Annotated in this window: 25 protein-coding genes and 2 tRNA genes; 15 read left to right on the forward strand and 12 right to left on the reverse strand. The window is 69.8% G+C overall.

Annotated elements, in window-relative coordinates:
• Nucleotides 1-438, forward strand: a 438-nt coding sequence (locus VIR15_RS00200; protein ID WP_331925450.1) for an HNH endonuclease signature motif containing protein, incomplete at its 5' end; no start/stop codon positions are given.
• A gap of 100 nt (nucleotides 439-538) precedes the next feature.
• On the opposite strand, the gene VIR15_RS00205 is transcribed toward VIR15_RS00200, so the two are convergent.
• The 7 genes from VIR15_RS00205 to VIR15_RS00235 all read right to left on the reverse strand — a co-directional run bounded on the left by VIR15_RS00205 (nucleotide 539) and on the right by VIR15_RS00235 (nucleotide 5711).
• On the reverse strand, nucleotides 539-1516 hold the full coding sequence (locus tag VIR15_RS00205; protein WP_331925451.1) for a nucleoside hydrolase: 978 nt from the start codon (nucleotides 1514-1516) through the stop codon (nucleotides 539-541).
• Between the two features lie 34 nt (nucleotides 1517-1550).
• The gene (locus VIR15_RS00210) at nucleotides 1551-2303 is read right to left on the reverse strand and encodes a GntR family transcriptional regulator (RefSeq protein ID WP_331925452.1); all 753 of its coding nucleotides are present in this window, start codon (nucleotides 2301-2303) and stop codon (nucleotides 1551-1553) included.
• Nucleotides 2304-2314: 11 nt separating this feature from the next.
• Entirely contained in the window at nucleotides 2315-3010 is a 696-nt protein-coding gene (gene deoC, locus VIR15_RS00215; RefSeq protein WP_331925453.1) for a deoxyribose-phosphate aldolase, read from the reverse strand.
• A gap of 45 nt (nucleotides 3011-3055) precedes the next feature.
• Nucleotides 3056-4018 (reverse strand): ribokinase, encoded by a 963-nt coding sequence (locus VIR15_RS00220; protein ID WP_331925454.1) that lies wholly within the window; start codon nucleotides 4016-4018, stop codon nucleotides 3056-3058.
• A gap of 123 nt (nucleotides 4019-4141) precedes the next feature.
• On the reverse strand, nucleotides 4142-4591 hold the full coding sequence (locus VIR15_RS00225) for an NUDIX domain-containing protein (protein ID WP_331925455.1): 450 nt from the start codon (nucleotides 4589-4591) through the stop codon (nucleotides 4142-4144).
• Nucleotides 4592-4607: 16 nt separating this feature from the next.
• A complete protein-coding gene (locus VIR15_RS00230) occupies nucleotides 4608-5141 on the reverse strand; it encodes a peptidase (protein WP_331925456.1) in 534 nt (177 codons plus the stop codon).
• Between the two features lie 81 nt (nucleotides 5142-5222).
• Nucleotides 5223-5711, reverse strand: coding sequence for a MarR family winged helix-turn-helix transcriptional regulator (locus tag VIR15_RS00235; protein WP_331925457.1), 489 nt, complete (start codon nucleotides 5709-5711; stop codon nucleotides 5223-5225).
• Between the two features lie 63 nt (nucleotides 5712-5774).
• Here VIR15_RS00235 and VIR15_RS00240 point away from each other — a divergent pair, with 63 nt between their 5' ends.
• From VIR15_RS00240 to VIR15_RS00250, 3 genes are all read left to right on the forward strand, one after another.
• On the forward strand, nucleotides 5775-5993 hold the full coding sequence (locus VIR15_RS00240; RefSeq protein ID WP_331925458.1) for a hypothetical protein: 219 nt from the start codon (nucleotides 5775-5777) through the stop codon (nucleotides 5991-5993).
• A 109-nt stretch (nucleotides 5994-6102) separates the two neighbouring features.
• A complete protein-coding gene (locus VIR15_RS00245; protein ID WP_331925459.1) occupies nucleotides 6103-6429 on the forward strand; it encodes a hypothetical protein in 327 nt (108 codons plus the stop codon).
• Between the two features lie 158 nt (nucleotides 6430-6587).
• The gene (locus tag VIR15_RS00250; RefSeq protein WP_331925460.1) at nucleotides 6588-7817 is read left to right on the forward strand and encodes an NAD(P)/FAD-dependent oxidoreductase; all 1230 of its coding nucleotides are present in this window, start codon (nucleotides 6588-6590) and stop codon (nucleotides 7815-7817) included.
• Nucleotides 7818-7838: 21 nt separating this feature from the next.
• Here the strand turns inward: VIR15_RS00250 and VIR15_RS00255 are convergent, their stop codons facing one another.
• On the reverse strand, nucleotides 7839-8555 hold the full coding sequence (locus tag VIR15_RS00255; RefSeq protein ID WP_331925461.1) for a hypothetical protein: 717 nt from the start codon (nucleotides 8553-8555) through the stop codon (nucleotides 7839-7841).
• Between the two features lie 70 nt (nucleotides 8556-8625).
• Here VIR15_RS00255 and VIR15_RS00260 point away from each other — a divergent pair, with 70 nt between their 5' ends.
• Nucleotides 8626-9384, forward strand: coding sequence for a class I SAM-dependent methyltransferase (locus tag VIR15_RS00260; RefSeq protein WP_331925462.1), 759 nt, complete (start codon nucleotides 8626-8628; stop codon nucleotides 9382-9384).
• 5 nt (nucleotides 9385-9389) lie between these two features.
• On the forward strand, nucleotides 9390-10583 hold the full coding sequence (gene galK, locus VIR15_RS00265; protein ID WP_331925463.1) for a galactokinase: 1194 nt from the start codon (nucleotides 9390-9392) through the stop codon (nucleotides 10581-10583).
• An 83-nt stretch (nucleotides 10584-10666) separates the two neighbouring features.
• Here galK and VIR15_RS00270 read toward each other — a convergent pair whose 3' ends face one another.
• On the reverse strand, nucleotides 10667-11179 hold the full coding sequence (locus VIR15_RS00270; protein WP_331925464.1) for a MarR family winged helix-turn-helix transcriptional regulator: 513 nt from the start codon (nucleotides 11177-11179) through the stop codon (nucleotides 10667-10669).
• A gap of 110 nt (nucleotides 11180-11289) precedes the next feature.
• Between VIR15_RS00270 and icmF the strand changes: the two genes are divergently transcribed.
• Together icmF and VIR15_RS00280 are read left to right on the forward strand one after the other, a co-directional pair.
• Complete coding sequence (icmF, locus tag VIR15_RS00275; RefSeq protein WP_331925465.1) at nucleotides 11290-14532, forward strand: fused isobutyryl-CoA mutase/GTPase IcmF; 3243 nt, start codon at nucleotides 11290-11292, stop codon at nucleotides 14530-14532.
• 7 nt (nucleotides 14533-14539) lie between these two features.
• Entirely contained in the window at nucleotides 14540-15292 is a 753-nt protein-coding gene (locus VIR15_RS00280; protein ID WP_349257548.1) for a helical backbone metal receptor, read from the forward strand.
• A gap of 116 nt (nucleotides 15293-15408) precedes the next feature.
• Here VIR15_RS00280 and VIR15_RS00285 read toward each other — a convergent pair whose 3' ends face one another.
• Entirely contained in the window at nucleotides 15409-16224 is an 816-nt protein-coding gene (locus tag VIR15_RS00285; RefSeq protein WP_331925466.1) for an MBL fold metallo-hydrolase, read from the reverse strand.
• Between the two features lie 182 nt (nucleotides 16225-16406).
• Between VIR15_RS00285 and VIR15_RS00290 the strand changes: the two genes are divergently transcribed.
• On the forward strand, nucleotides 16407-17282 hold the full coding sequence (locus VIR15_RS00290) for a hypothetical protein (protein WP_331925467.1): 876 nt from the start codon (nucleotides 16407-16409) through the stop codon (nucleotides 17280-17282).
• Nucleotides 17283-17319: 37 nt separating this feature from the next.
• Here VIR15_RS00290 and VIR15_RS00295 read toward each other — a convergent pair whose 3' ends face one another.
• Complete coding sequence (locus tag VIR15_RS00295) at nucleotides 17320-18600, reverse strand: AI-2E family transporter (RefSeq protein ID WP_331925468.1); 1281 nt, start codon at nucleotides 18598-18600, stop codon at nucleotides 17320-17322.
• A 140-nt stretch (nucleotides 18601-18740) separates the two neighbouring features.
• On the opposite strand from VIR15_RS00295, the gene VIR15_RS00300 reads away from it, so the two are divergent.
• From VIR15_RS00300 to VIR15_RS00325, 6 genes are all read left to right on the forward strand, one after another.
• A tRNA-Thr gene (locus tag VIR15_RS00300) sits at nucleotides 18741-18813 on the forward strand.
• Between the two features lie 43 nt (nucleotides 18814-18856).
• Nucleotides 18857-18933: transfer RNA gene (locus tag VIR15_RS00305), tRNA-Met, on the forward strand.
• Nucleotides 18934-19068: 135 nt separating this feature from the next.
• A complete protein-coding gene (gene rpmG / locus VIR15_RS00310) occupies nucleotides 19069-19239 on the forward strand; it encodes a 50S ribosomal protein L33 (protein ID WP_331925469.1) in 171 nt (56 codons plus the stop codon).
• Between the two features lie 138 nt (nucleotides 19240-19377).
• Nucleotides 19378-19824 carry an FAS1-like dehydratase domain-containing protein gene (locus VIR15_RS00315; protein ID WP_331925470.1) on the forward strand — a complete coding sequence of 149 codons (447 nt, stop codon included), beginning with the start codon at nucleotides 19378-19380 and terminating at the stop codon, nucleotides 19822-19824.
• Nucleotides 19824-20270, forward strand: coding sequence for a MaoC/PaaZ C-terminal domain-containing protein (locus tag VIR15_RS00320; RefSeq protein ID WP_331925471.1), 447 nt, complete (start codon nucleotides 19824-19826; stop codon nucleotides 20268-20270). The genes VIR15_RS00315 and VIR15_RS00320 overlap by 1 nt, the downstream gene beginning before the upstream one ends.
• A gap of 15 nt (nucleotides 20271-20285) precedes the next feature.
• Nucleotides 20286-21359 (forward strand): UDP-N-acetylmuramate dehydrogenase, encoded by a 1074-nt coding sequence (locus VIR15_RS00325; protein ID WP_331925472.1) that lies wholly within the window; start codon nucleotides 20286-20288, stop codon nucleotides 21357-21359.
• A gap of 31 nt (nucleotides 21360-21390) precedes the next feature.
• Here VIR15_RS00325 and VIR15_RS00330 read toward each other — a convergent pair whose 3' ends face one another.
• Nucleotides 21391-22026, reverse strand: a complete 636-nt coding sequence (locus VIR15_RS00330; RefSeq protein ID WP_331925473.1) for a hypothetical protein — start codon at nucleotides 22024-22026, stop codon at nucleotides 21391-21393.
• Between the last annotated feature and the right edge of the window lie 7 nt (nucleotides 22027-22033).

The following is a 22033-nucleotide window of genomic DNA, read 5'->3' on the forward strand; positions in this document are numbered from 1 at the left end:
CGGCTGCCGGTCACCGACAAGGCCAAGCTGGTCGTCACCGTCGAGCACGACGTGCTCGCCGGGAACCTGCGCGGCGCCGGACTCGCGTTGTCCGGTGACGTGCTCTCGGTGGCCACGGTGCGCCGCCTCGCCTGCGACGCCGAGATCATCCCGATGGTGCTGGGCACCACCGGCGAGCCGCTGGACGTGGGCCGCAGCCGGCGGCTGGTCACCAAGGGCCTGCGGGCCGCGCTCTGGCAGCGCGACCAGGGCTGCTCCTTCCCCGGCTGCACCATCCCCGCGCAATGGACCGACGCGCACCACGTGCGCCACTGGTGGGCCGGCGGCAGGACCAGCCTGCTCAACACCGCCCTGCTCTGCCGGCGGCACCACACCCACGTGCACCGTCACGAGCTGACCGCGACCGTCACCGCGACCAGCGTCACCTGGCACGAATAGCGCCCCCGCCCCACGACCCCGCCGAGCCCTGGCGGGGCGAGAGGCATGCCCGGGACACCCCCGTGACGTCATGGAGGACGCCGGCCGGGCTCACGGCGACTCAGTCGAAGAAGCCGCCGCGCAGGGGTCGGCTCACTGTGGACGACGTAGCCAACAATCCGGAGATCCACGTGTAGAACCCCGCGGCGTCCGCCGCCTCGATGACGCGGGCGTTCGACTCGAGCCCGTGCACTCCCCACGACATCGCCGAGTAGCCGCGGGTGAGCGCCGAGTCCATCTCGACCGCGACGTGGTAGTCGGCGGCCTTCGTCACCAGCTCGGGGTGCAGCAGCACACCTACCGACAACGAGTCCGGGTGCGTCGTGCCCGGGATGCCGACGCTCTCGTCGAAGGCCAGGGTCGGCCCGCAGACCGTGAGGAAGAACTTCGACAGGGGCGTGCCGATCGCCTCGATGCCAGCCAGCTGTTCCCGGCTGAAGACCGCGTCATTGAGCGTCAGCGGCGCCCACGGCACGACGGTGATGTCGCGGAAACCGGCCTCGAAGACGACGTGCGCGGCGTGCGGGTCGACGTAGAAGTTGAACTCGCCAGCCGCGCTGATGTTTCCGCGGCCGTTGTTCGAGCCGCCCATGATGACCAGGCTCTTGACGTTCCGGACGAAGTCTGGCTCCTTGACGGCCGCCATCGCGATGTTCGTCAGCGGACCGATGGCGACGACGGAGATCTCGCCCGGCGACTCGGCCGTCAGCCGGATCAGCGCATCGACCCCGTGCTCGTCCTCCGTCACCGTCCCGGCGAAGTCCATGTCGAGGCCGCCGGACCCGTCGCCGTGGACGTTCTCGGCCGACACCCACGGCACCACGAGCGGGCGCCGGCAGCCCAGGTGGATGGGCACCGATCCCAGGCGGCCGGCCGCGCTGAGGGTCATCTGCGCATTGCGCACCTGCCGGTCGAAGCCGACGTTGCCGGCCACCATGGTGATGCCCCGCAGGTCCGCTTCCGGGTCGAGCAGGCTGGCGATGAGCGCGACGCAGTCGTCCTGCGCGGTGTCGGTGTCGAGAATGAACGGGACGGTCACAACGGTCTCCTTGTGGCCCAAGAGCTTTCAGTGGTCAGTGGCGGGTGAGGATCGACGTGACGCGCAGCCGGTCCGACCGGATCCACACGTCGGAGTACTCGATCGGCGAACCGGACGCGAGGTAGGTCACCTGCTCCAGATGCTGCAGCGGTGCCCCGATCGGCACCTCGAGCAGCCCCGCTGCCTCGGCCTGCGCAGCCGTCGCCGAGAAGGTCCGTCGACCCGTTGCGATGTGGAGGCCATACCGCGAGGCGAGGACACCGAACAGCGTCTCCTGCTCGAAGTCGACCGTCTCGAGACCCGGCGCCAGGTCGGTGCGGACGAAGTTGGCGAGCAGTGCGACCGGCCCAGCGGTCGTGCTCCGCAACCGTTCGAGCCGCAGGATCGGCTGGCCCGTCGGGGCGTCGAGCAGCGCCGCGACCGGCGCCGGTGCTCCGACGACGGAGCAGTCCAGGACCCGGGTTGACAGCCGCACCCCCGCATCGGCGAAGTCCTCCGAGAGGCTCGTCAGCTTTTGGGCGATCGCGGGCTCTACGACCGTCGCCGTCACGAACGTGCCCTTGCCCCGCACCTGAACGAGAGCCCCCTCGGCGATGAGCGTCGACAGCGCCCGTCGCAGCGTCCCACGGCTCACTCCGAGCTCCGCCGCGAGCTCCGGCTCAGGCTTCAGCCGGTAGTGCGCGGGCCACGCGCCGCTCGCGATCTGCCCACGCAACCACGCGGAGATCCTGGAGTGCAACGTTGCAGGCACCTGGGAGGCGTCCGCGCTCAGCAAGCCCAGCGGCATACGGGCTCCTCTCAATAGCTCTGAGTTTGAGCGTCGCTCGTGTCGGTGACGATCGCAATGCCAGCGCTCGTGCCGACCTTCGCCGCCCCCGCGGAGAGCAGCTCGACGACCTGCTGGCGGGACTTGATCCCGCCTGAGGCCTTGACGAGGACGCCCTCGGGGGCGCGCTCAACGAGGTAGCGGATCGACTCCGGGCTCGCCACCTCGATCTGCCCGGACGACGCGTTCTTGAGGTAGGCGGCACCGGCCTCGCAGGCGAGCTCGACGGCAGCGGCCTTCTCGGCGTCAGTGAGCAGCGGCAGCTCGAGCATCACCTTGACCGGCACGCCGGCCGCCCGCACCACTCCGGCGATGTCCTCGCGGAAGCCGTCGAAGTCACCGCTCCTCAGCCATCCGACCTGCACGCCCATGTCGAGCTCCTGCGCGCCGAGTCGGACGAGCTCCGCTGCCTCAGCGGCCTTTCCAGCGCTCGTCATGACCCCGACGGTGGGGAAGTCGAGTGCGGACGCGATCGTGACGCCGGTGCCCCTCAGCACCTCCGCCGTCAGGGCGACCCATGAGCCGGCGACCATCGCGGCATCGAAGCCGTACTCGGCCGCCTCCTTGGCGTGGGCGATCGTCTCGTCGCGCGTCGTGCCAACGGCGATGAGGGTGTGCTGGATGTAGGGCGCCAGCTCTCGTGGAGAGAGCGCCGTAAAGTCCTTCATGAGTTCCTTTCATTCTTTCGGTATGCCGCTGAGCCCCCTTTGCGGTCAGGCTCGGTCTGCTGCCTCGCTGGGTTGGGCGGCTGCGCGGTCGGGGGAGTCGAGGTCGTCGCGACGGGGGAGCGCCGGGATCACCTCGGGGATCGAGACGGTGTGTGCGCCTGCGAGCGCTGCGAACCGCGTTGCGGCCTCGATGGACTGGTCCTCGGCGAGAGCGACGGCAAGAGCCGCCGTGAAGCTGTCGCCCGCGCCGGTGGTGTCGACCACCGCACGGGGAGCCGCGGCCGGGATGGTCCGCGCACCCTCGGCGTCCTGCACGAAGGCTCCATCCGGGCCGAGGGTGATGACGACGGTGCCGACTCCCTTGGCGTGCAGCTGTGCGGCGAGGTCGCAGGCGGACTCCTGTGCGTCGGGGTCGTGGCCGAGGAGGATGGCCGCCTCGGTGCGGTTCGGGGTGAGGACGTCGATGTCCTGCCACGCGCTCTCCGGAAGCGGTTGGGCAGGAGCAGGATTGAGCAGAGTTCTCGTGCCCGCCTCGCGCGCTGTGCGGAGGGCGGTGACGGCGGTGGCCAGCGGGATCTCGAGGGACACGACGGCGATGTCCGCATCCGCGAGCTGGCGCCGGAAGGATGTGACGTGCTCGGTGCTGAGGTGGTCGAGGGCACCGGTGGCGATGACGATTCGGTTCTCGCCGGAGGGCTCGACGAGGATCATCCCGACCATCGTCGCGGCGCTCTGGACGGTGACGGTGGCGGAGGCGTCGATGCCCTCTTCCGCCCAGAGCCGGCGTGCCCCGTCGCCCATCGAGTCCGCGCCGATGGCCGTGAGGAGCGTGACGTCGGCGCCGAGCCGGGCCGCGCCCACCGCCTGGTTGGAGCCCTTGCCTCCGTGGCCCGAGGAGAACTCGCCGCCGGCGATGGTCTCACCCTCGACGGGTACCCGCGGCAGGCGCATCGTCAGGCCGACGCCGTAGCTGCCGACCACCGCGACTCTCGCCCGACGTGTACTCATGTCACCCTCGCCTCCCTCATGTCCATGGACAACTATAGACATAGGATTCTGCCGGCGACGCCTCACGATCATCCCGTGAGCGCAGATGTGGGTGATGCGGGGCCGCTATCCGGGAGCGGGTTCTCAGTCCTCGACGTCCGCTTGGCGTGAGGCCGGCGCCAGCAGGTCGCGGAGCAACGCCTCGTAGCGCGGGTCGGGGAGCTCGAGCGACAGCGCCTCCCCGAGCGTGAACCAGTCGAGGTCGTCGTGTTCGTCCGGCGCCTGGTTGACCAGTTCTCCCTGCCAGTCGCGCACGTGGAGGAAGGTGATGTCCTCCGATAAGTCGTCCGCGATCCAGCGCGCCACGAACGTGCCGTCGCCGTCGGACTCGATCCCGAGCTCCTCGCGGAGCTCTCGCATCAGGGCAGCATGCGGCGTCTCGCCGTCCTCGAGGTGGCCACCCGGGAAGTCCCACACATCCGGGTACCAGGCCCGGTCCGCTCGCCGATGGCACATCAGCACCCGATCACCCCGGGTCAGGACGCCGCTGACGACGCGATGAGTCACCTCGGGCCCGGCCCAATCGCTCCCCACGGGGTTCACTGGTGACTCAGGAGGCGAGGAGCAGCGACAGGGCAGCGGTGTCTGCGTCGTCCTCCGGGTCGATGCCGTCCACCGCGGCGAGGCGGGTCACGGTCCCGTGGCTGTCGGCCTCGATCCACGCGGCCCGGTGGGCGAGCCCGAGGTGCGGCAGGCCCGGTAGAAGCAGGCAGCCCGAGGCGGTCTCGTACTCCGGCAACGACGCCACGGTGCTCGAGGGTGGGTGCAGCACGGCAAGGCCGGGAGGCAAGGGGTCGGCGAACTGGCCGGGACGCAGGGGATGCTCACCGATGAACTGGCCCTCGGCGAGGACGAGCCCGACCGAGTGCTCGGGCGCCTTGTCGGGGATGTCCTCGACGACCCGGAACACGGTGCTGCCGTTCGGAAGCATGTGCGGGACCGCAGCCATCCGGACCGCCAGCAGGAGGAAGTGCGTCCACTCCACGGTGTCCTCGGGCCACCGCCCGACGATGATGAACCCTTTGAGGGCGCCTCCCGACTGGATCGGCGCAACCTCGACCTTGGGCTCGTGCCCTTCGTCCATCTGGCCCTCCCTCCACACCTTCTGAAGCGGCGACCTCGCTCCCTCTCAGGATGCCACCACCGGGGCCGGACGGCACGGCGATCAGGGGCGCGTCGCCGCGATGACGCGGGTCAGGGCGGCATGCAACGACGTCAGGTCGTCGATGTCCATCCCGAGGCGCTCGACGATCTGCGGCGGCACCTGGAGAGCGCGCTCGCGCAGCTCGCGGCCCTCGTCGGTCAGCGTCACGGCGAGGGCACGCTCGTCGGCGGGGTGGCGTTCACGCCTGATGAGGCCAGCCCGCTCCAGACGCTTGAGCAGCGGGGAGAGGGTGGCTGGGTCAAGGCTGAGGAGCTGCCCGATCTGCTTGACGGTCAAGGAATCTCGCTCCCACAGGGTGAGCATGACGAGATACTGCGGATGGGTCAGGCCCAGCGGCTCGAGCACGGGTCGGTAGAGCGCGATGACGTTGCGCGACGCCACCGACAAGGCGAAACACACCTGTCGGTCGAGCCTGAGCAGGTCGTCCGGCGCCGAGCCAGTGAGCAGGCTGGTCGAGAGGGCGTCCCTCGCATCGTGGACGTCCGGCATCGGCGACCCCTCCAGCCAGTACACTAATGATTAGTACACGAACTATATCCGGAAGTGAGCACCATGGCTGGCAAGGGCGACAACGAAGGCCTGTCGATCGGATACCGCATCGGCTTTCAGCTGAGGAAGCTCGGTCTGACGTTCTTCGGTCCGGCACAGCTCGGCGAGACGAGCGACCCTACGGCGCAGCTAGTGGCCGAGCGCGTCGCCAAGGTGACGAAGGCCAAGCGAGCGCGCGAGCAGCGCGAGGCGGCGGAAGCGGATCGTCGCCGCGCCGCCTGACGCTCGACCAGTCGCGCCGACCGCCGCGATACCCGAACGCTGTTGGGCGGCGGTAGTTTCGGGTACCTTCGAGAAGACGGGTCAATCCACACGGCATCCAGGAGGAGCCATGGGTGATCGAGTTGGTCTGTTCTTCATGCTGGGGATGGTCATCCTGCTCGTCGTCGGGCTGATCATGCTGAACCCCCGGCGCGGCACGAATGAGCAGGGACTCCCCCCGGAGACGCTCAACCGCCACGTGGAGGACACGATGCAGGCCCGCGTTGACCACCCGGAGGGGGCCGAGCGTTCCCACCTCGTTGGCAACCCGCCCGTCGACAGCGTGACGACGGAGGGCTGGGGTGTGGCGACGCCGGGGGAGGGCACGCTCGAGGAGTTGCCCGTGGACGTTCACCCGGAGCTGCACGACAGCGACCGCAAGCGGCGCCGCCAGTGACGTCACCTCAGGCCGTATGCCGCTGAGCCGGCTCCCCGGCCACGTGCCCGTGGAGGGTGGCCGGGAAAGCGAGCCCAGCGGCATACGGCCGCTCTCTTGACGCTCCGCGAGTGGGCTCGTCGGTCCGGCACTCCGGGTGATGGGTAGCCTCACTGGGCATGGGCGTTCCGCAGCAGGTGGTCATCGTCGGTGGCGGGATCGGCGGCATCAGCACCGCCGCGGCCCTGCGGTCCGGCGGCTTCTCGGGCGACATCACCATCGTTGACGACGCCCAGCACCCGCTCGACCGGCCGCCCCTCAGCAAGGAGTACCTCGCCGGCACCCGCGGGCTGACGGACATCGCGCTCGAGCAGCCCGAGTGGTACGAGGACCACGACGTGCGCCTGCTCACGCGCACGCGCGTCGCGGCGCTGCGCCCAGGTGAGGGCGTCGTCGAGACCGAGGACGGCAGGACGCTGGCGGCGTGGCGCGTCGTCATCGCCACGGGCGGCCGAGCGGCCCGGCCCGCGATTCCTGGCGCCGACAGCGAGCGTGTCCATGTCCTCCGATCCGTCGACGACGCGGACCGGCTCCGTGCGGTCGCGAGCCCGGGCGCTCGCTTCCTGGTCGTCGGCGCCGGGTTGATCGGCGCAGAGGTCAGCTCCACGTTGACGGGACTCGGCGCCGACGTGACGCTTGTCGATGTCGTCTCGCCGCCGCTCGCCCAGGTCCTCGGCGAGCCCGTCGCCCAGTGGCTGCACGATGTCCACCGGGCACACGGAGTCACGGTTCGCCAGTGCGGTGTCGAGCGGTTCGAGTCGACGGGAGAGGGGCCTGCGGCGCGGCTCACGGCGTACCTCACACACGGCCAGGGAAGCCTCGTCGTCGACCGAGCCGTCCTGGCCCTCGGCATGGTTCCGGAGACGTCGCTGGCGCAGGCGGCGGGTCTGACCACGGGTCGCGGAGTCATCGTCGATGGGCGCCAAGTGACCTCGAACCCGGCGGTCCTCGCGATCGGCGACGCGACAGAGGTGCGGGTCGACGGCCTGGTCCAGCCCCGTGCCGAGCACTGGGAGGCGGCTCGGCTCGACGGCGAGCGGGCCGCGGCCACCATTCTCGACAACCCCACGCCGATCCCCACGGCGAGCTGGTTCTGGACCGATCGACATGGCCTCCACGTCGAGGTCGTCGGCGACCTCGGCGCCGGGCAGGTCGTCGTGCGAGGGACCGTGGGGGCGCCGCCCTTCTCGGCCTTTGCGATCCACGGTGGGGTGGTCGTGGGTGCCGTGGCGGTCGACGACTCCAAGGCCGTGCGTGCCGCGAGGCGTCTCATCGACCGTGCCATCCGGGTCGACCCCGATGCCCTGGCGGACCCGTCAACGGACCTGCGCCGGCTGGTGCGGGGCTGACCTCGCCTGGCTGCGCCGCGATCAGCTGCGCTCGAAGAGCGCAACGCTCACGTTGACGAGCAGGAAAGCCCAACCCCCGGTGAGTCGGTGACCGGGACGGCGGGGTGCCGGCCTGGCAGGCAGAGGGACGGAGCCAAGGGCGAAGAGCGGCAGCGCGACAACCCCGAGGGGGGTGATGAAAGCCCAGAACCAGGCCCAGCGCGTCGCCCAGCGCGGCTCAGGCCCGGTGGCCAGCAGGAGCACGGCGACGACCCAGAGCACGCCTCCAACCGGACTCATCCACAGCGGCAGGTGCCATCCGGCCAACGATGTGCTGTCGCCCGGCCCCTGAACCCGGGTGACCGCCCTCAGGGAAACGTGCTTGCCGCCCACGCTCAGCTCGTGACCCATGTCGCCGACGAGGTGGTCGAGGTCTGCGAGCCGGGGCGGAGTGGCGTGCCAGCCGTCGCTCAGGTGCAGCACGGTGGTGACACGGGCGATCAAGCCGTCCTGCCAGAGGAGGTGGGCCGTGCTGGACCCGGTCGCCCCGGGCGGGAGGGCGCCGGTCACGCTCACCTGGTCGACCCGGCCCGCCTCGATGGCAGCCCGCAGGTCGGAGAGGGAAGCGCTACGGGCACCCACAGCTGGCACAACGGCCGCGAACACGAGGAGTGCCGCGAGCAGCGCGAGACTCAGGCGCCCGTGCCACACGAGCCAACGTGGCGTCCGCCGCGTGACTACCGGTATCGCCATCGTCACGGCGCCAACGTAGCGTGACCAACCGGGAGTGTCTCGACAGAGCCGGTCAGGCTTCGGGTAGGAGTGGTGCATGGGCGTGGACGAGCAGATGCAGGACGAGTTCGGGACGATGGCGGCCTGGACTCGACAGGCCGTCAGCGACCTCGGGCCGGACCACGCGATCCCGGCTGCCTGCCGGGGTAGCGGCCGTCCTTCGGGCCTCGACTGGATCCTCACCCGGCTCGGGCCGCAACCGGCGGGCCGTCTCCTCGACGTGGGCGCGGGCCTCGGCGGGCCGGCCGCCTACGCCAAGATGCACACGGCATTGCGTCCCGTGTGTGTCGAACCGATGCGTCAGGCAGCTGCAGGCGCAGCGTCCCTCTTCGGCCTCCCCGCCCTGGTAGGGGATGGTGCGCGGCTTCCCTTCGCCTCAGGATCGTTCCGCTTTGCCTGGTCGCTCGGCACGCTCTGCACCACGGACCAGAAAGGGGTCTGGCTCGCGGAGCTGAGGCGCGTGCTGCGGCCGAAGGGTCGGCTGGGGCTCCTCGTCGTCATGGCGACCAGTGACTCGTTTGACGTGCCCTGGGGCAACGCCTTTCCGTCCGAGGAGGAGCTGACGTGGCTGCTGGGCGCCGCCGGGTTCATGGTGCTTGACGCGGTCTGGTCGGATGACCTTGCTCCGGCTGACGCGACCTGGCAGCGGCTCGAGGACGAGGTCGAGGTCGCGGTCCGTGACGCCCACGGGGCAGACGCCCGGTACGCCACGGTCAAGGAGCAGGAGCGCAACCTGGGCGAGCTGCTTGAATCCGGCCGGGTCCGCGGACGCCTCCTCGTGGCGGGCGGAGCCTGAGCGCCTTGGAGTTGAGCACTGTCCCCGACGCGCTGGCCGGCGCTTTCCGAGACGCCTTCGCAGAGGAGCCCTCCGGTGTCTGGTCAGCCCCTGGTCGGGTCAACCTCATCGGTGAGCACACCGACTACAACCACGGACTCTGCCTGCCCGTGGCGATCCCGCGTCGGACCTACGTCGCCGCGCGCCGCCGAGACGACCGGCTCGTCCGGATCCTGTCGCGGCAGGTGCCGGGCGAGCGAACGATCCCGCTCGACGGCCTCCTCCAGGGCAGCCGCGGGGGCTGGGCCGCCTACGCGGTCGGGGTCCTGTGGGCGCTCGAGCAGGCCGGCCACCGGGTCGGCGGCCTTGACGTCGCCGTCGATGGCCGAGTGCCCCTTGGGTCCGGGCTGTCCAGCTCGGCCGCGCTGGAGTGCGCCGTGGCCGTGGCGGCGGTCGATCTCTTCGCCCTCGAGGGTTTCGATGGCGATGAAGGCCGGCGCGCCCTGGCCCAGGTCTGCGTCCGTGCCGAGAACGACGTGGCCGGAGCCCCAACGGGCGGCATGGACCAGTCCGCGTCACTGCTGGCTCGCCGCGATACCGCCCTGCTGCTCGACTTCGACGGTGACGTTGCGCCCCGGCACGTGCCGTTCGACCTCGCCGCGCACGGGCTTTCCCTCCTCGTCATGAACACCCGTGCGGTGCACTCCCTCGACGACGGTCAGTACGGCAACCGGCGCGAGGAGTGTGCCGCCGCTGTGGCCGAGCTCGGCGTCGGTTCGCTGCGTGACATGGCGCTCGCGGACCTCGATGGGTCGTTGCGCCGCCTGTCCAGCGACTTGTTGCGGCGCCGGGTCCGCCACGTCCTGACGGAGATCGACCGGGTGACCCGCACGGTCGCGGCGCTCGAGGCGGACGACTTCGCAGCCCTACCGAGCCTCTTCGAGGCATCGCACCGGTCGATGCGCGACGACTTCGAGATCTCCTGCGCCGAGCTTGACACCGCTGTGGAGACCGCCCGTACGGCCGGGGCGCTCGCGGCGCGGATGACCGGCGGCGGCTTCGGCGGCTCTGCCATTGCGATCGTTCCCGCGTCAGGTGTCGACGACATCAGCAGCGCGGTCGAAAGCGCCTTTTCTGCCAAGGGATTTCGTGAGCCGGAACTCTTCCCGGTCAGTGCGGGCGGCCCTGCGATGCGCGAGCCCTGGACTGGCGGGCGCTGAAGCGAGTGGGCCGGCCCACCACCTGAGGGCAGATTCGTCGGGGAGCGAGCTCAGCGGCATACGGCATGAGCATGTGAAGGTTGCTAGAAGTCGCCAGCGCTGTGACGGAGTCGGGTCAGGACGCCGACGAGCGTGCGCTGGTCCCGCGGCGAGAGGACCGGCTGCTCGAAGACCTCGGTGTTGAGGGCCTTCGTGGCCCGCTCGACGAGCTCGCGACCGGAGGACGTGAGCTCGACGAGATAGGCCCGGCGGTCGTCGGGGTGCGTGGACCGGGTGACCAGCCCGGCGTCCTCCAGCCGGTCGACGGCGTTGGTGACGCTCGTCGGGTGTACCTGGAGGCGTGAGCCGATGATCTTCATCGGGAGTGAGCCGCGCTTGCTGAACCACAGCAGCATGAGCACCTCGTAGCGGGCGAACGTCAGCCCCAGCGGCCTGAGTGACGCCTCCACACGGGCCAGGACGATCTGGTGGGCGCGCATGAGGGAGGTGATCGCGGCCATGCCGTCGGCGGCCTCGGACCATCCCGCCTCGACCCACTGTGAACGCGCGCGCTCGATCGGGTCGAAGTCGAGGCCTCGCCTGCCGCCAACCGTCATGGGCACATGGTAGGGCGCAGGACGCGTTGACGTCCATTAGTAGGAAGTCCTAGTATTTTCCGAGTCAGCGCTGAACCGCCACACCGCCGCATCCTGCCCGGAGGCCCCTCGTGAGCAACCAGAAGCCCAAGCTGCACCAGCCGGCTCACCACGTCCGCATCGTTACTGCATCGAGCCTCTTCGACGGCCACGACGCGTCGATCAACATCATGCGGCGCATCATGCAGAGCCAGGGGGCCGAGGTGATCCACCTCGGGCACAACCGCTCGGTCCAGGAGGTCGTCGACGCGGCGATCGAGGAGGACGTGCAGGGCGTCGCCGTCTCGTCCTACCAGGGCGGGCACGTCGAGTACTTCGAGTACCTCGTCGATCTCCTGCGGGAGAACGGCGCCGGGCACATCAAGGTGGTCGGCGGCGGTGGCGGCGTCATCGTCCCCGACGAGATCGCTCGCCTGCGCAACTCCGGCGTCACGATCTTCAGCCCCGAGGACGGCCAGCGCCTCGGGCTCGCCGGCATGATCAACACGGTCGTCAAGGACTGCGACTTCGACCCCTGGGACGTCAAGGCAGCGAGCGTCGAGGCCGTGCTCTCCGGTGAGCGCGCCGCCATCGCCCGCGCCATCACCGGCGCGCAGGAGGGCGACGTCGACGCCGCGAGCCTGGACGCGATCCGCGAGGCCGCCACCCGGCGCCAGGTCCCGATCCTCGGCATCACCGGCACCGGCGGCTCGGGCAAGAGCTCGCTCACCGACGAGCTGCTGCGCCGCCTCCGCCTCGACCAGCAGGACAAGCTGCGCGTTGCCGTCCTCGCCATCGACCCGACGCGCAGCCGTGGCGGCGGCGCGCTGCTCGGGGACCGCATCCGGATGTCATCGCTCGACGGCGACCGCGCGTTCTTCCGCAGCCTCGCGACGCGCGGTCACAGCCAGGTGCCGGCCAACCTCGACGACGTCATCGCGATCACGAAGTCCGCCGGCTTCGACCTCATCATCCTCGAGACGCCCGGAATCGGTCAGGGCGATGCGGCCATCGTCGACTACGCCGACGTGTCGCTCTATGTCATGACGCCGGAGTTCGGCGCGAGCAGCCAGCTCGAGAAGATCGACATGCTCGACCGGGCCGACGTCATCGCCATCAACAAGTTCGAGCGCCGCGGGGCCGAGGACGCCCTGCGCGACGTGGGCCGGCAGATGGTCCGCAACCGCGAGGCCTTCGGCAAGGGTCCGGCCGACATGCCGGTCTACGGGACGAGCGCGGCGACGTTCAACGACGACGGCGTCACTGCCCTCTACCAGGAGCTGCGCGGCCTGCTCGCCGAGAAGGGCATGCCGGTCGAGGAGGGCGCGCTCCCGGCCGTCTCGACGAAGCAGTCGACCAAGATCGCCACCGTCGTGCCGTCCTCGCGTGTGCGCTACCTCGCCGAGATCAGCGAGACCGTTCGCGATTACCACGCGATGACCAAGGACTATGCAGCGCAGGCGGCCCGCGTGCAGCGTCTCGAGGCCGTGAGCGCGGAGCTCGCCGAGGCCGGCTCCGACGCAACCGGGGTCGACGCGCTGCTCGAGGGCGCTCGCAGTGACCTGCCCACCGAGGTGGCGGACCAGTTGGCCGCCTGGCCCACAATCGTCGAGTCGTACTCCGGCGACGAGCAGGTCGTCACGATCCGCGACAAGGAGATCCGCAACGTCCTGACGCGAGAGTCCTTGTCGGGCAACAAGATCCCGCGCGTCGCCCTGCCGCGCTACCGGGACCACGGCGAGCTCGTGTCGTTCCTGCGCCGGGAGAACCTGCCCGGCTACTTCCCCTACACGGCTGGCGTCTTCCCCTTCAAGCGGGAGGGCGAGGACCCGGCACGGATGTTCGCGGGGGAGGGCGACCCGTTCCGGACGAACCGTCGGTTCAAGCTGCTCTCCGAGGGCCAGCCGGCGACGCGCCTGTCGACCGCCTTCGACTCGGTGACCCTCTATGGCCGCGACCCCGACCCGCGGCCTGACGTCTACGGCAAGGTCGGCACGTCCGGCGTCTCCATCGCGACGCTCGACGACATGAAGGCGCTCTATGACGGCTTCGACCTCGTCTCGCCGACGACGAGCGTCTCCATGACGATCAACGGGCCAGCCCCGACGATCCTCGCCTTCTTCCTCAACACGGCGATCGACCAGCAGCTCGATCGGTTCCGCGAGCGTGAGGGCCGCGAGCCGAGCGGCGCCGAGGCCGAGGAGATCCGCGAGTTCGCCCTCGCCAACGTCCGCGGCACGGTCCAGGCGGACATCCTCAAGGAGGACCAGGGCCAGAACACCTGCATCTTCAGCACCGAGTTCTCGCTGAAGATGATGGCGGACATCCAGCAGTGGTTCATCGAGCACAAGGTGCGCAACTTCTACTCGGTGTCGATCTCCGGGTACCACATCGCCGAGGCCGGGGCGAACCCGATCAGCCAGCTCGCGTTCACCCTCGCGAACGGCTTCACCTACGTCGAGAGCTATCTCGCGCGGGGGATGAACGTCGACGACTTCGCCCCGAACCTGTCGTTCTTCTTCAGCAACGGCATGGACCCTGAGTACACCGTCCTCGGCCGGGTCGCCCGTCGCATCTGGGCGGTGGCGATGAAGGAGAAGTACGGCGCCAACGACCGCTCGCAGAAGCTGAAGTACCACGTCCAGACGTCGGGCCGCTCGCTGCACGCGCAGGAGATGCAGTTCAACGACATCCGCACGACGCTGCAGGCGCTCTGCGCCATCTACGACAACGCCAACTCGCTGCACACCAACGCCTTCGACGAGGCAGTGACGACCCCGACCGCCGACTCGGTGCGCCGGGCCCTCGCCATCCAGCTCATCATCAACCGCGAGTGGGGCCTGGCCGTCAACGAGAACCCGCTCCAGGGCTCGTTCATCGTCGACGAGCTGACCGACCTCGTCGAGGAGGCGGTGCTGCGTGAGTTCGACAAGATCACGGAGCGCGGCGGCGTCCTTGGCGCGATGGAGACCGGCTACCAGCGTGGTCGGATCCAGGACGAGTCGATGCTCTATGAGCACCGCAAGCACGACGGCTCGCTGCCCATCATCGGCGTCAACACCTTCCGACACCCACATGCCGACGAGGAGGAGCCGAAGACGATCGAGCTGGCCCGGGGCACCGAGGAGGAGAAGCAGAGCCAGCTCTCGCGGGTGCGCGCGTTCCAGAAGGAGCACGAGGTCGAGGCGAAGTCCGCTCTCGAGGAGCTCCGCCAGGTTGCCATCGAGGGGGGCAACGTCTTCGACGTCCTCATGCGCGCGGCTCGCGTGTGCTCCCTCCAGCAGGTGACCGAGGCGTTCTTCGAGGTCGGTGGCCAGTACCGCCGCAACGTGTAATCCCGTCGTGGTCGAGATCGTCGACGACCTGGGGTATGCCGCTGAGCTCGCTCCCAGCCCCAGACGTGTCGTCTCGCTCGTCCCCTCCATCACGGAGGCGATCGCCGCGACGTGCCCGGAGCGGCTGGTCGGGGCGACCAACTGGTGCACCCATCCGCCCGATCTCGACGTGGTGCGGGTCCGAGGGACGAAGAATCCCAATCTCGACGCCATCCGGGCCCTCGAGCCGGACCTCGTGGTCGCCAACAAGGAGGAGAACCGCGAGCTCGACGTCCGGCGCCTGCGCGAGAGCGGCGTGCCGGTCTATGTGACGGACATCGAGACCGTGCCCGGTGCGTTGGACTCGCTCGAGCGACTCTTCGCTGACGTTCTCGGCGCGGGAGTTCCTGACTGGCTGAGCGCCGCTCGGAGGGAGTGGGCCGGGCCGGTTCCCGAGCCCACCGTCGACGTCGCGATCGCGATCTGGCGCGACCCGTGGATGGTCGTCGGCAGCAACACCTTTACCGGCGACCTGGTGGCTCGGCTCGGTTGGCGCAACGTGTTCGACGGCCATCGTGACCGCTATCCCCACGTGGAGCTCGCGGACCTCGACCGACCGGACATCGACATCGTCCTGCTGCCGGACGAGCCTTACGTCTTCACCGCTGACGACGGCCCGGAGGCGTTCGCGCACACCCGCACGGCGCTCTGCAGCGGGCGCCTGCTCACCTGGTACGGCCCGGCGATGGTCGGCGCCCGGGCGGCGCTGTCGTCCTGGTGACCGCCCCCTCCAATCGAGTGAACAGCTTTCGGGCTGGAGTCGTCGGCTCCGAGGGCTGGTCCGACCCCGAAAGCTGTTCACTCGATTGACGTAGGGATGTCGCAGGCGTCGACGGGTCAGGTCAGGTGGTCGTAGTCGCCGCGCACCCAGGCCGCGTGCCGGTCGGCGGAGTAGCGGATGATGGCCTTCGCGTCGGAGGGGACCGCCGCGCCGAAGTTGTTGTAGAGCCGGTCGAAGTGCAGGCCCTCGACCTGAGCGGCGATCCGCTGGACAACGTTGCCCGACAGGGGCAGGCGGTTCGGGTAGCTCCGCATGAAGCTGACCGTCCTGCGGTCCGGGTTGGTGAAGATGGCGTCGCCCGCGAGCAGCACGCCGCGGCCGTCGTTGCCGGTGGCCCACTCCACAACGGTCTGTCCCGCGAAATGGCCCCCGACCCGGTGGAGGGTCAGGCCGGGAGCCACCTCACGATGCTCGTCGTAGAACTCGACGAGATCGGGCCGCCGAACCCACTCGCGGTCCCGATCCGCGAGGATCACGGGTGCGCCGAGGTTCTTGGCCCATTCGGTCTGGACGCCGTACATGTGCGGGTGGCTCGCGGCCACGGCGAGCGTCGGGCCGAGCCCGCGCACGAACTCGACCGCAGCGTCGTCCACATAGCCGACACAGTCGAACAGCAGCGTCCCCTCCGGCGTCCGGATGAGCATCATCTGTTGTCCGATGCCGACCGTGGGCTCCGCCCGCAATCCCCAGAGGTCGGGCTCGACCTCGGTGATGACGATGCGGGTCCCCCTGTCCCGCAAGGCTTCGAGGGTGGTCCACTGCTGCCCCTCAGCGGGTACCCACTGCCTCTCGTCCTCGCAGATCGCGCACGTCAGGGGCGGGCTCGCGCTGTCCGCGGTCTCCACTCCACACGTTGCACAGATCCAGACCATGGGTCCACCTTGGCTCAACCCACGGGCGGGAGGCAGGTCCATTTCGGGCCAAGTGGACCGGCCCAAACCGAGCCAGAACCAATCGACTGAACAGCTTTCGGCCCGGAAGCTGTTCACTCGATCGGCTGGGGGATGGGCTCGACCGAGGTGAGGACTGCGTCGATGACCGACACAATGAGGTCGTGATCCTCCACCTGCGAGCCGCCGTGCAGCAGCTCTACGCCGCCCCTCCGAACCGCTTCACCCCGCTCCGCGGGGAGCTGGTGGCAGAGGCCAGGGACGCCGGCGACGCGGACCTCGCGAAGCAGATCGGCGCGCTCCGCAAACCGACCATCGCCGCCTGGGCGATCAACCATTTCGTGCGCACGCGCCCCGATGACCTCGCCGAGTTCCGGAACTTCGCCGAGCTGCTTCGGGAGGCCCAGCGCACCCTCGACGCCGACCAGCTCCGGGCCCTCGGCCGCGAGCGCGCCAAGCGCATCGACGCACTCGGGCTCGAGATCGCGGCGGCCGCGAAGGAGGCCGGGCAGTCCGTCGGTGCCGGTGCCCTGGCCGAGGTGCACGAGACCCTCGTTGCGCTCATCGGTGATGAGGAGGCGGAGAAGAAGGTGCTCACCGGCGCCCTGGTCAAGGCCATCAGCTACTCCGGGTTCGGCTCGGTCGACATCGAGGGTGCCGTCGCGATCGACGACGACGAGCCTGCGTTGACCGTCGTCGAGGGGGAGGGCGGCCGAGCCGCCGGGGAGGAGATGTCAACCATCGACCTCGAGGAGCGACGTCGGGCCAAGCGCGAGGCTCAGCGCAACCGACTCGTCGGAGCCCTCCACGTCGCGAGGGACGCGACCCGGGAGGCCGACCGCCAGGTCGCCGTGCTGTCCGCGCGCCTGGAGGAGGTCACCGAGGGGATCGCCGACCTGGAGCGCCGGTTGGCGACGGCCCGTGAGCGACTGGCCAAGGTCACCGGCGAGCTCGACCAGGCCACTGCTGAGCGGAACCGGCGTGAGACCGCCGAGGGCGCCGCTGAGCGCGCACTCGCCGACCACGACGCGGACTCCTGAGACAGCGGGAGCCCGCTCAGCGGCATACGGCGTGGTCTCAGGAGCGGCGCCCGAGGAGACGACGAAGGCGGCTGCGTGTGTCGTCGCCCTCCTCTGGTGCGTCCACCACCTCTCGCTCGCCGGGCTGCAGCTCCGCGAGGTCGGGAACCAGCTCGTACTTGTGCGAGTAGACGTCGAACAACGCGAGGAGCAGCGCGGTCACCGGAACGGCGACGAAGGCGCCACCGATCCCGAAGAGGGAAGCCCCGAAGAGCACGGCGCTGAAGGACACGGCGGGATGCACGTCGACGGCCGACGCGGAGATCCGCGGCTCGAGCGTGACGTTCTCGATCTGCTGGTAGACGACCGCGAAGGCGAGCACGGCCAGGCCCTGCCAGGGGTTCTCGCCGATGAGCCCGATGATGACGGGCAGGGCGATGGCGATGTAGGTGCCGACCGTCGGCACGAACTGCGCGACGACGCCGGTCCAGATCCCCAGCGCGAGCCAGTACGGCATCCCGATGATGAGCATGAAGAGTGCGGTCAGGCTGCCGCAGATCGCCGCGAGCACGATGCGTGCCGTCACGTAGCCGCCGGTCTTGCGCACGGCCAGCTCCCACGCGAGGTTGAACACTTCCTGCTGCCGCGGCGGCACGAGCTGGGCGATCCAGCGCCGCAGCCGGGGCCCGTCGGCGGAGAAGTAGTAGGTGAAGAAGGCGAAGGTCAGGGTGCTGAAGGCGGCCGCCACGACCGAGGCGACGAAGCCGAGGACGCCACCCGCGAGGTTCTGCGCGATCGTCGTCAGGGTCGAGGTGCCGACCCCGAGCTTGTCGAGCATCGTCTGGTAGTCCAGCTCGACGCCGAAACGCTCGGCGGCCCACGTCGTCAGGTCCTCGAGGAGCTGGGGGACCGACTGGGCGAAGGTGCCGATCTGGTCGGACAGCAACCGGCCGAAGACGAAGAGAAAGGCGCCGAACGCGACGATGCTGCCGAACATGACGATCGCCGTCGCGAACCCGCGCTTCATCGACGTGCTCAGCCTGGCGACCGCGGGCTCCATGGCGACCGACGCGAGGAACGCGAGGATGAGCGAGAAGATCACGCCACCGGCGTCCGAGAGGACGAATCTGGCCAGGGCGACGAGGGCGACGACGGCTACGACCACCCACGCCGCCCGCCAGACGCTGTAGCGGTCGAGGTGGATCTGGACGTCCGTCGCGCCGTCGGGTGTGCGGGACCGGCGGTTGTCACCCTCGTCTGTGCGGGCGTCGTCCGCCGGCTCCGCCGGCAGGTCGTCCGCCCGCTTTGAACCGACGTCGGCCTCCGGATCGTCGCTCATGGACGCATCCTTGCAGCGGCGGCCCGTGCGCGCACCGGTGGCACGCACGGCCCCTCCCGATTTCGTGTCCGCCCGGTCAACCGTGTAGTCTCACCGTCGCACAACAGGTCAGCCCACCGCCTCGCGCACGGGCTGGCCGTGCCCCAATAGCTCAGTCGGCAGAGCGTTTCCATGGTAAGGAAAAGGTCTAGGGTTCGATTCCCTATTGGGGCTCTGGTCGGTCGGCATGGCCCTCGCGGGCTCCCCGGCAGCCCATGGCGGGGTAGCTCAGCTGGTTAGAGCGCACGACTCATAATCGTGAGGTCGCGGGATCGAGTCCCGCTCCCGCTACCACGACCAAATACGCGATACCCGGGCGATTTCAGGAAACGCCTGGGTCTCGCGTATTCTTGGTCGTCGCGTGCGCGCTCGCGAGCGCGCGACTCCCAGACCCGATTCACCCCGAAGCCCTTCCGAGAGCAGGTTGTTGTGGCCAGCAAGAGCACAGACGTCCGTCCCAAGATCACCATGGCGTGTGCCGACTGCAAGCACCGCAACTACATCACCAAGAAGAACCGTCGCAACAACCCGGACCGGCTGTCCTTCAACAAGTTCTGCCCGAACTGCGGGCATCACACCGAGCACCGCGAGACGCGCTGACGCGATCGCGTCGGTCCCTTCGCACGAATGCTCCCCCGGCCACGTGGCCGGGGGAGCTTTTCTCTGCCGTATGCCGCTGAGCTCGCTGGGTGGGCACGTGCACCAGGCGCCGGGCGGGCTGGCGCTAGGCTGCGGGCCATGCCGGTGAACGCTGACTTCCAGGGACGCACGTACCCTCCGACGGAGCCCTACCGTGTTGGCGCGGCGAAGATCCGTGAGTTCGCCGAGGCGGTCGGATCCGACGACCCCGTCCACACGGATGTCCAGGTCGCCCGGGCGCGCGGGTACGCGGACGTCATCGCGCCACCCACCTTCGCGGTCCTCATCGCCCAGCAGTGCGACGCGCAGCTGATCCGAGACCCCGAGGCAGGCATCGACTTCTCCCGGGTCGTCCATGGCGAGCAGAGGTTCGCCCACCACCGTCCGCTCACGGCAGGCGATGTCGTCATCGGCACGCTTCACGTCGACACGGTCCGCGAGGCCGGCGGTCACGCGATGGTGACGACGCGCACGGAGCTCGCGACCGAGGCCGGCGAGCCGGTCTGCACGGCCACGTCGACCATCGTCATCCGAGGAGGCGAGTGATGAGCGAGCCCACCGCAGCGACGACGGTGCGTCGGGCGGCAGACGTCGCCGTCGGTGACCAGCTGCCGGGTCGGACCATCCACGTCGACCGCGAGCGGCTCGTCCAGTACGCAGGGGCCTCCCTCGACCGCAACCGAATCCATTGGGACGAGCGGTTCGCCACGTCGGTCGGACTGCCGGACGTCATCGCGCATGGCATGTTCACCATGGGCTCGGCCGTGACCGTTGTCAGCGACTGGGCGGGCGATGCAGGCCGGGTCGTCGAGTACGGCGCGCGGTTCACGAACATGGTCGTGGTGCCCTACGAGGGTGGTGCCGACATCGAGGTGTCCGGTGTCGTCAAGGCGGTCGATCCGGAGACGAAGCGGGTCACCGTGGAGCTGACCGCGACGGCTGCCGGCCAGAAGGCCCTCGGTCGCGCGCTCGCCGTCGTCCGGCTCGACTGACCGGGCGGGCGGCGCGTGCGAGAGGAACACGACGTCCCTCTGTCGTCGCTGACGACGATGCGGGTCGGCGGCAGGGCGTCGCGACTCATCACCGTTGAGACGACCGACGAGCTCGTCGACGCGGTCCGCGAGGTCGACGACGCGGAGGAGCCGCTGCTCGTGCTCTCCGGAGGGTCCAACCTCATCGTGGCGGACGGGGGTTTTCCCGGCACCGTGGTACGGGTCGCCACCACGGGTGTCACCCGGGAGTCCGTCGACTCCTGCGGCGGGGCCGTGGTCCGCGTCGCGGCGGGAGAGGACTGGGATGGCGTGGTGGCCCAAGCCGTCGAGCAGGGCTGGGCGGGGATCGAGGCGCTGAGCGGCATCCCGGGCCTGACGGGGGCCACCCCGATCCAGAACGTCGGCGCCTACGGGCAGGAGGTCGCGCAGACCATCGCCCAGGTGCGCACGTGGGACCGTGAGGAGCAGGCGGTGAGGACGTTCTTCAACGCCGACTGCCGGTTCAGCTACCGCCACTCGCGCTTCAAGGGCACCGACCGCTTCGTCGTCCTCGACGTGCTCTACCAGCTCGAGGTGGCAGACCTGAGTCGTCCCATCGCCTACGCGGCCCTGGCCGACGGCCTCGGTGTCCCACTCGGCACCCGGGTGCCGCTCGCAGACACCCGCGCAGCGGTGCTCGAACAGCGGCGCAAGCGCGGCATGGTGCTCGATGCGGCCGACCATGACACCTGGTCGTGCGGGTCCTTCTTCACCAACCCGATCCTCACCCAGGCGGAGTTCGACGAGTTCGCAGAGCGCGCGGCCGAGCGGCTCGGCTTCGAGGCGCCCGTACCACCGCGGTTCGCCGAGCCGGACGGTCGCGTCAAGACGAGCGCTGCGTGGCTCATCGAGAAGGCCGGCTTCGCCAAGGGCTTCGGCCTGCCGGCGCCGGCCGCCCTCTCGACCAAGCACACGTTGGCCGTGACCAACCGGGGCGGGGCGACCGCGTCCGACGTCCTGGCCCTGGCCCGGCAGGTCCGCGACGGCGTGGAGGACGCCTTCGGCATCCGCCTCGTCAACGAGCCGGTGCTGGTCGGCGAGCAGCTCTGACGGCGGCCGCCACGCACGGCGCCGCCCTGGATCACTTCGTCAGGGCCGCCTGGAGGACCAGTGCCTTGATCGCCTTGTCGGTGGTCGACACCTGGTAGGCCGGCCGGTGGAACATCAGCCCGAGTGGGCTGGCACCCTTGTCGATCTTATAGATGAGCCAGCCGCTCCGGGTCTCGCCGCGCTTGGCGGCCTTGATGGGCTTGGCGAAGTCCGGGCCGAACTCGGTCGTCGGCCGGGCGTACGCGTTGCCGTACTTCAGCGTCACGTACTGCGGCGTCAGCTCGGCCGTGTAGCGGTCCCCGGCTGCGAACTTGACGTTCACGCCGACGATCTCGAAGGCCTCGGCCGCGACAGGATGCCCCTTGGGCCAGCGCATGTTGCGCATCACCTCGGTTGCCGTGATCGTGTGGCCGAGCACCGGGTCCTTCAGCGTCACCTTGACGGGGATCTTGGTGGGCTCTGCGACCGCCGGGGTGGTCGTGGTCTCGATCGGGTCCGACGTCGCGGAGCCAGTCGTCGCCGGTGGCGTCGTGCCCGTCGAGGCGGGCGTCTGCGTCCGGGTCGGATCCGCCGTCACGGGGGCTTCGCTGCTGCACGCCCCGAGCACGAGGATCGGGGCCACGGCGACCGTGGCCCCGAGTCGGCGGAGGCGGTTCTTTCGGGCCATGCGAGTG

Origin of the sequence: Intrasporangium sp., assembly GCF_036566125.1 — a bacterium.
Classification (GTDB): domain Bacteria; phylum Actinomycetota; class Actinomycetes; order Actinomycetales; family Dermatophilaceae; genus Intrasporangium.

Bases quoted from the DNA above. Each gene is read 5' to 3' on its own strand.
- VIR15_RS00210 (WP_331925452.1), bottom strand. From the start codon at position 2,303: ATGCCGCTGGGCTTGCTGAGCGCGGACGCCTCCCAGGTGCCTGCAACG.
- deoC (WP_331925453.1), bottom strand. From the start codon at position 3,010: ATGAAGGACTTTACGGCGCTCTCTCCACGAGAGCTGGCGCCCTACATC.
- VIR15_RS00220 (WP_331925454.1), bottom strand. From the start codon at position 4,018: ATGAGTACACGTCGGGCGAGAGTCGCGGTGGTCGGCAGCTACGGCGTC.
- VIR15_RS00230 (WP_331925456.1), bottom strand. From the start codon at position 5,141: ATGGACGAAGGGCACGAGCCCAAGGTCGAGGTTGCGCCGATCCAGTCG.
- VIR15_RS00235 (WP_331925457.1), bottom strand. From the start codon at position 5,711: ATGCCGGACGTCCACGATGCGAGGGACGCCCTCTCGACCAGCCTGCTC.
- VIR15_RS00240 (WP_331925458.1), top strand. From the start codon at position 5,775: ATGGCTGGCAAGGGCGACAACGAAGGCCTGTCGATCGGATACCGCATC.
- VIR15_RS00245 (WP_331925459.1), top strand. From the start codon at position 6,103: ATGGGTGATCGAGTTGGTCTGTTCTTCATGCTGGGGATGGTCATCCTG.
- VIR15_RS00250 (WP_331925460.1), top strand. From the start codon at position 6,588: ATGGGCGTTCCGCAGCAGGTGGTCATCGTCGGTGGCGGGATCGGCGGC.
- VIR15_RS00260 (WP_331925462.1), top strand. From the start codon at position 8,626: ATGGGCGTGGACGAGCAGATGCAGGACGAGTTCGGGACGATGGCGGCC.
- VIR15_RS00270 (WP_331925464.1), bottom strand. From the start codon at position 11,179: ATGACGGTTGGCGGCAGGCGAGGCCTCGACTTCGACCCGATCGAGCGC.
- VIR15_RS00285 (WP_331925466.1), bottom strand. From the start codon at position 16,224: ATGGTCTGGATCTGTGCAACGTGTGGAGTGGAGACCGCGGACAGCGCG.
- VIR15_RS00295 (WP_331925468.1), bottom strand. From the start codon at position 18,600: ATGAGCGACGATCCGGAGGCCGACGTCGGTTCAAAGCGGGCGGACGAC.
- VIR15_RS00315 (WP_331925470.1), top strand. From the start codon at position 19,378: ATGCCGGTGAACGCTGACTTCCAGGGACGCACGTACCCTCCGACGGAG.
- VIR15_RS00320 (WP_331925471.1), top strand. From the start codon at position 19,824: ATGAGCGAGCCCACCGCAGCGACGACGGTGCGTCGGGCGGCAGACGTC.
- VIR15_RS00330 (WP_331925473.1), bottom strand. From the start codon at position 22,026: ATGGCCCGAAAGAACCGCCTCCGCCGACTCGGGGCCACGGTCGCCGTG.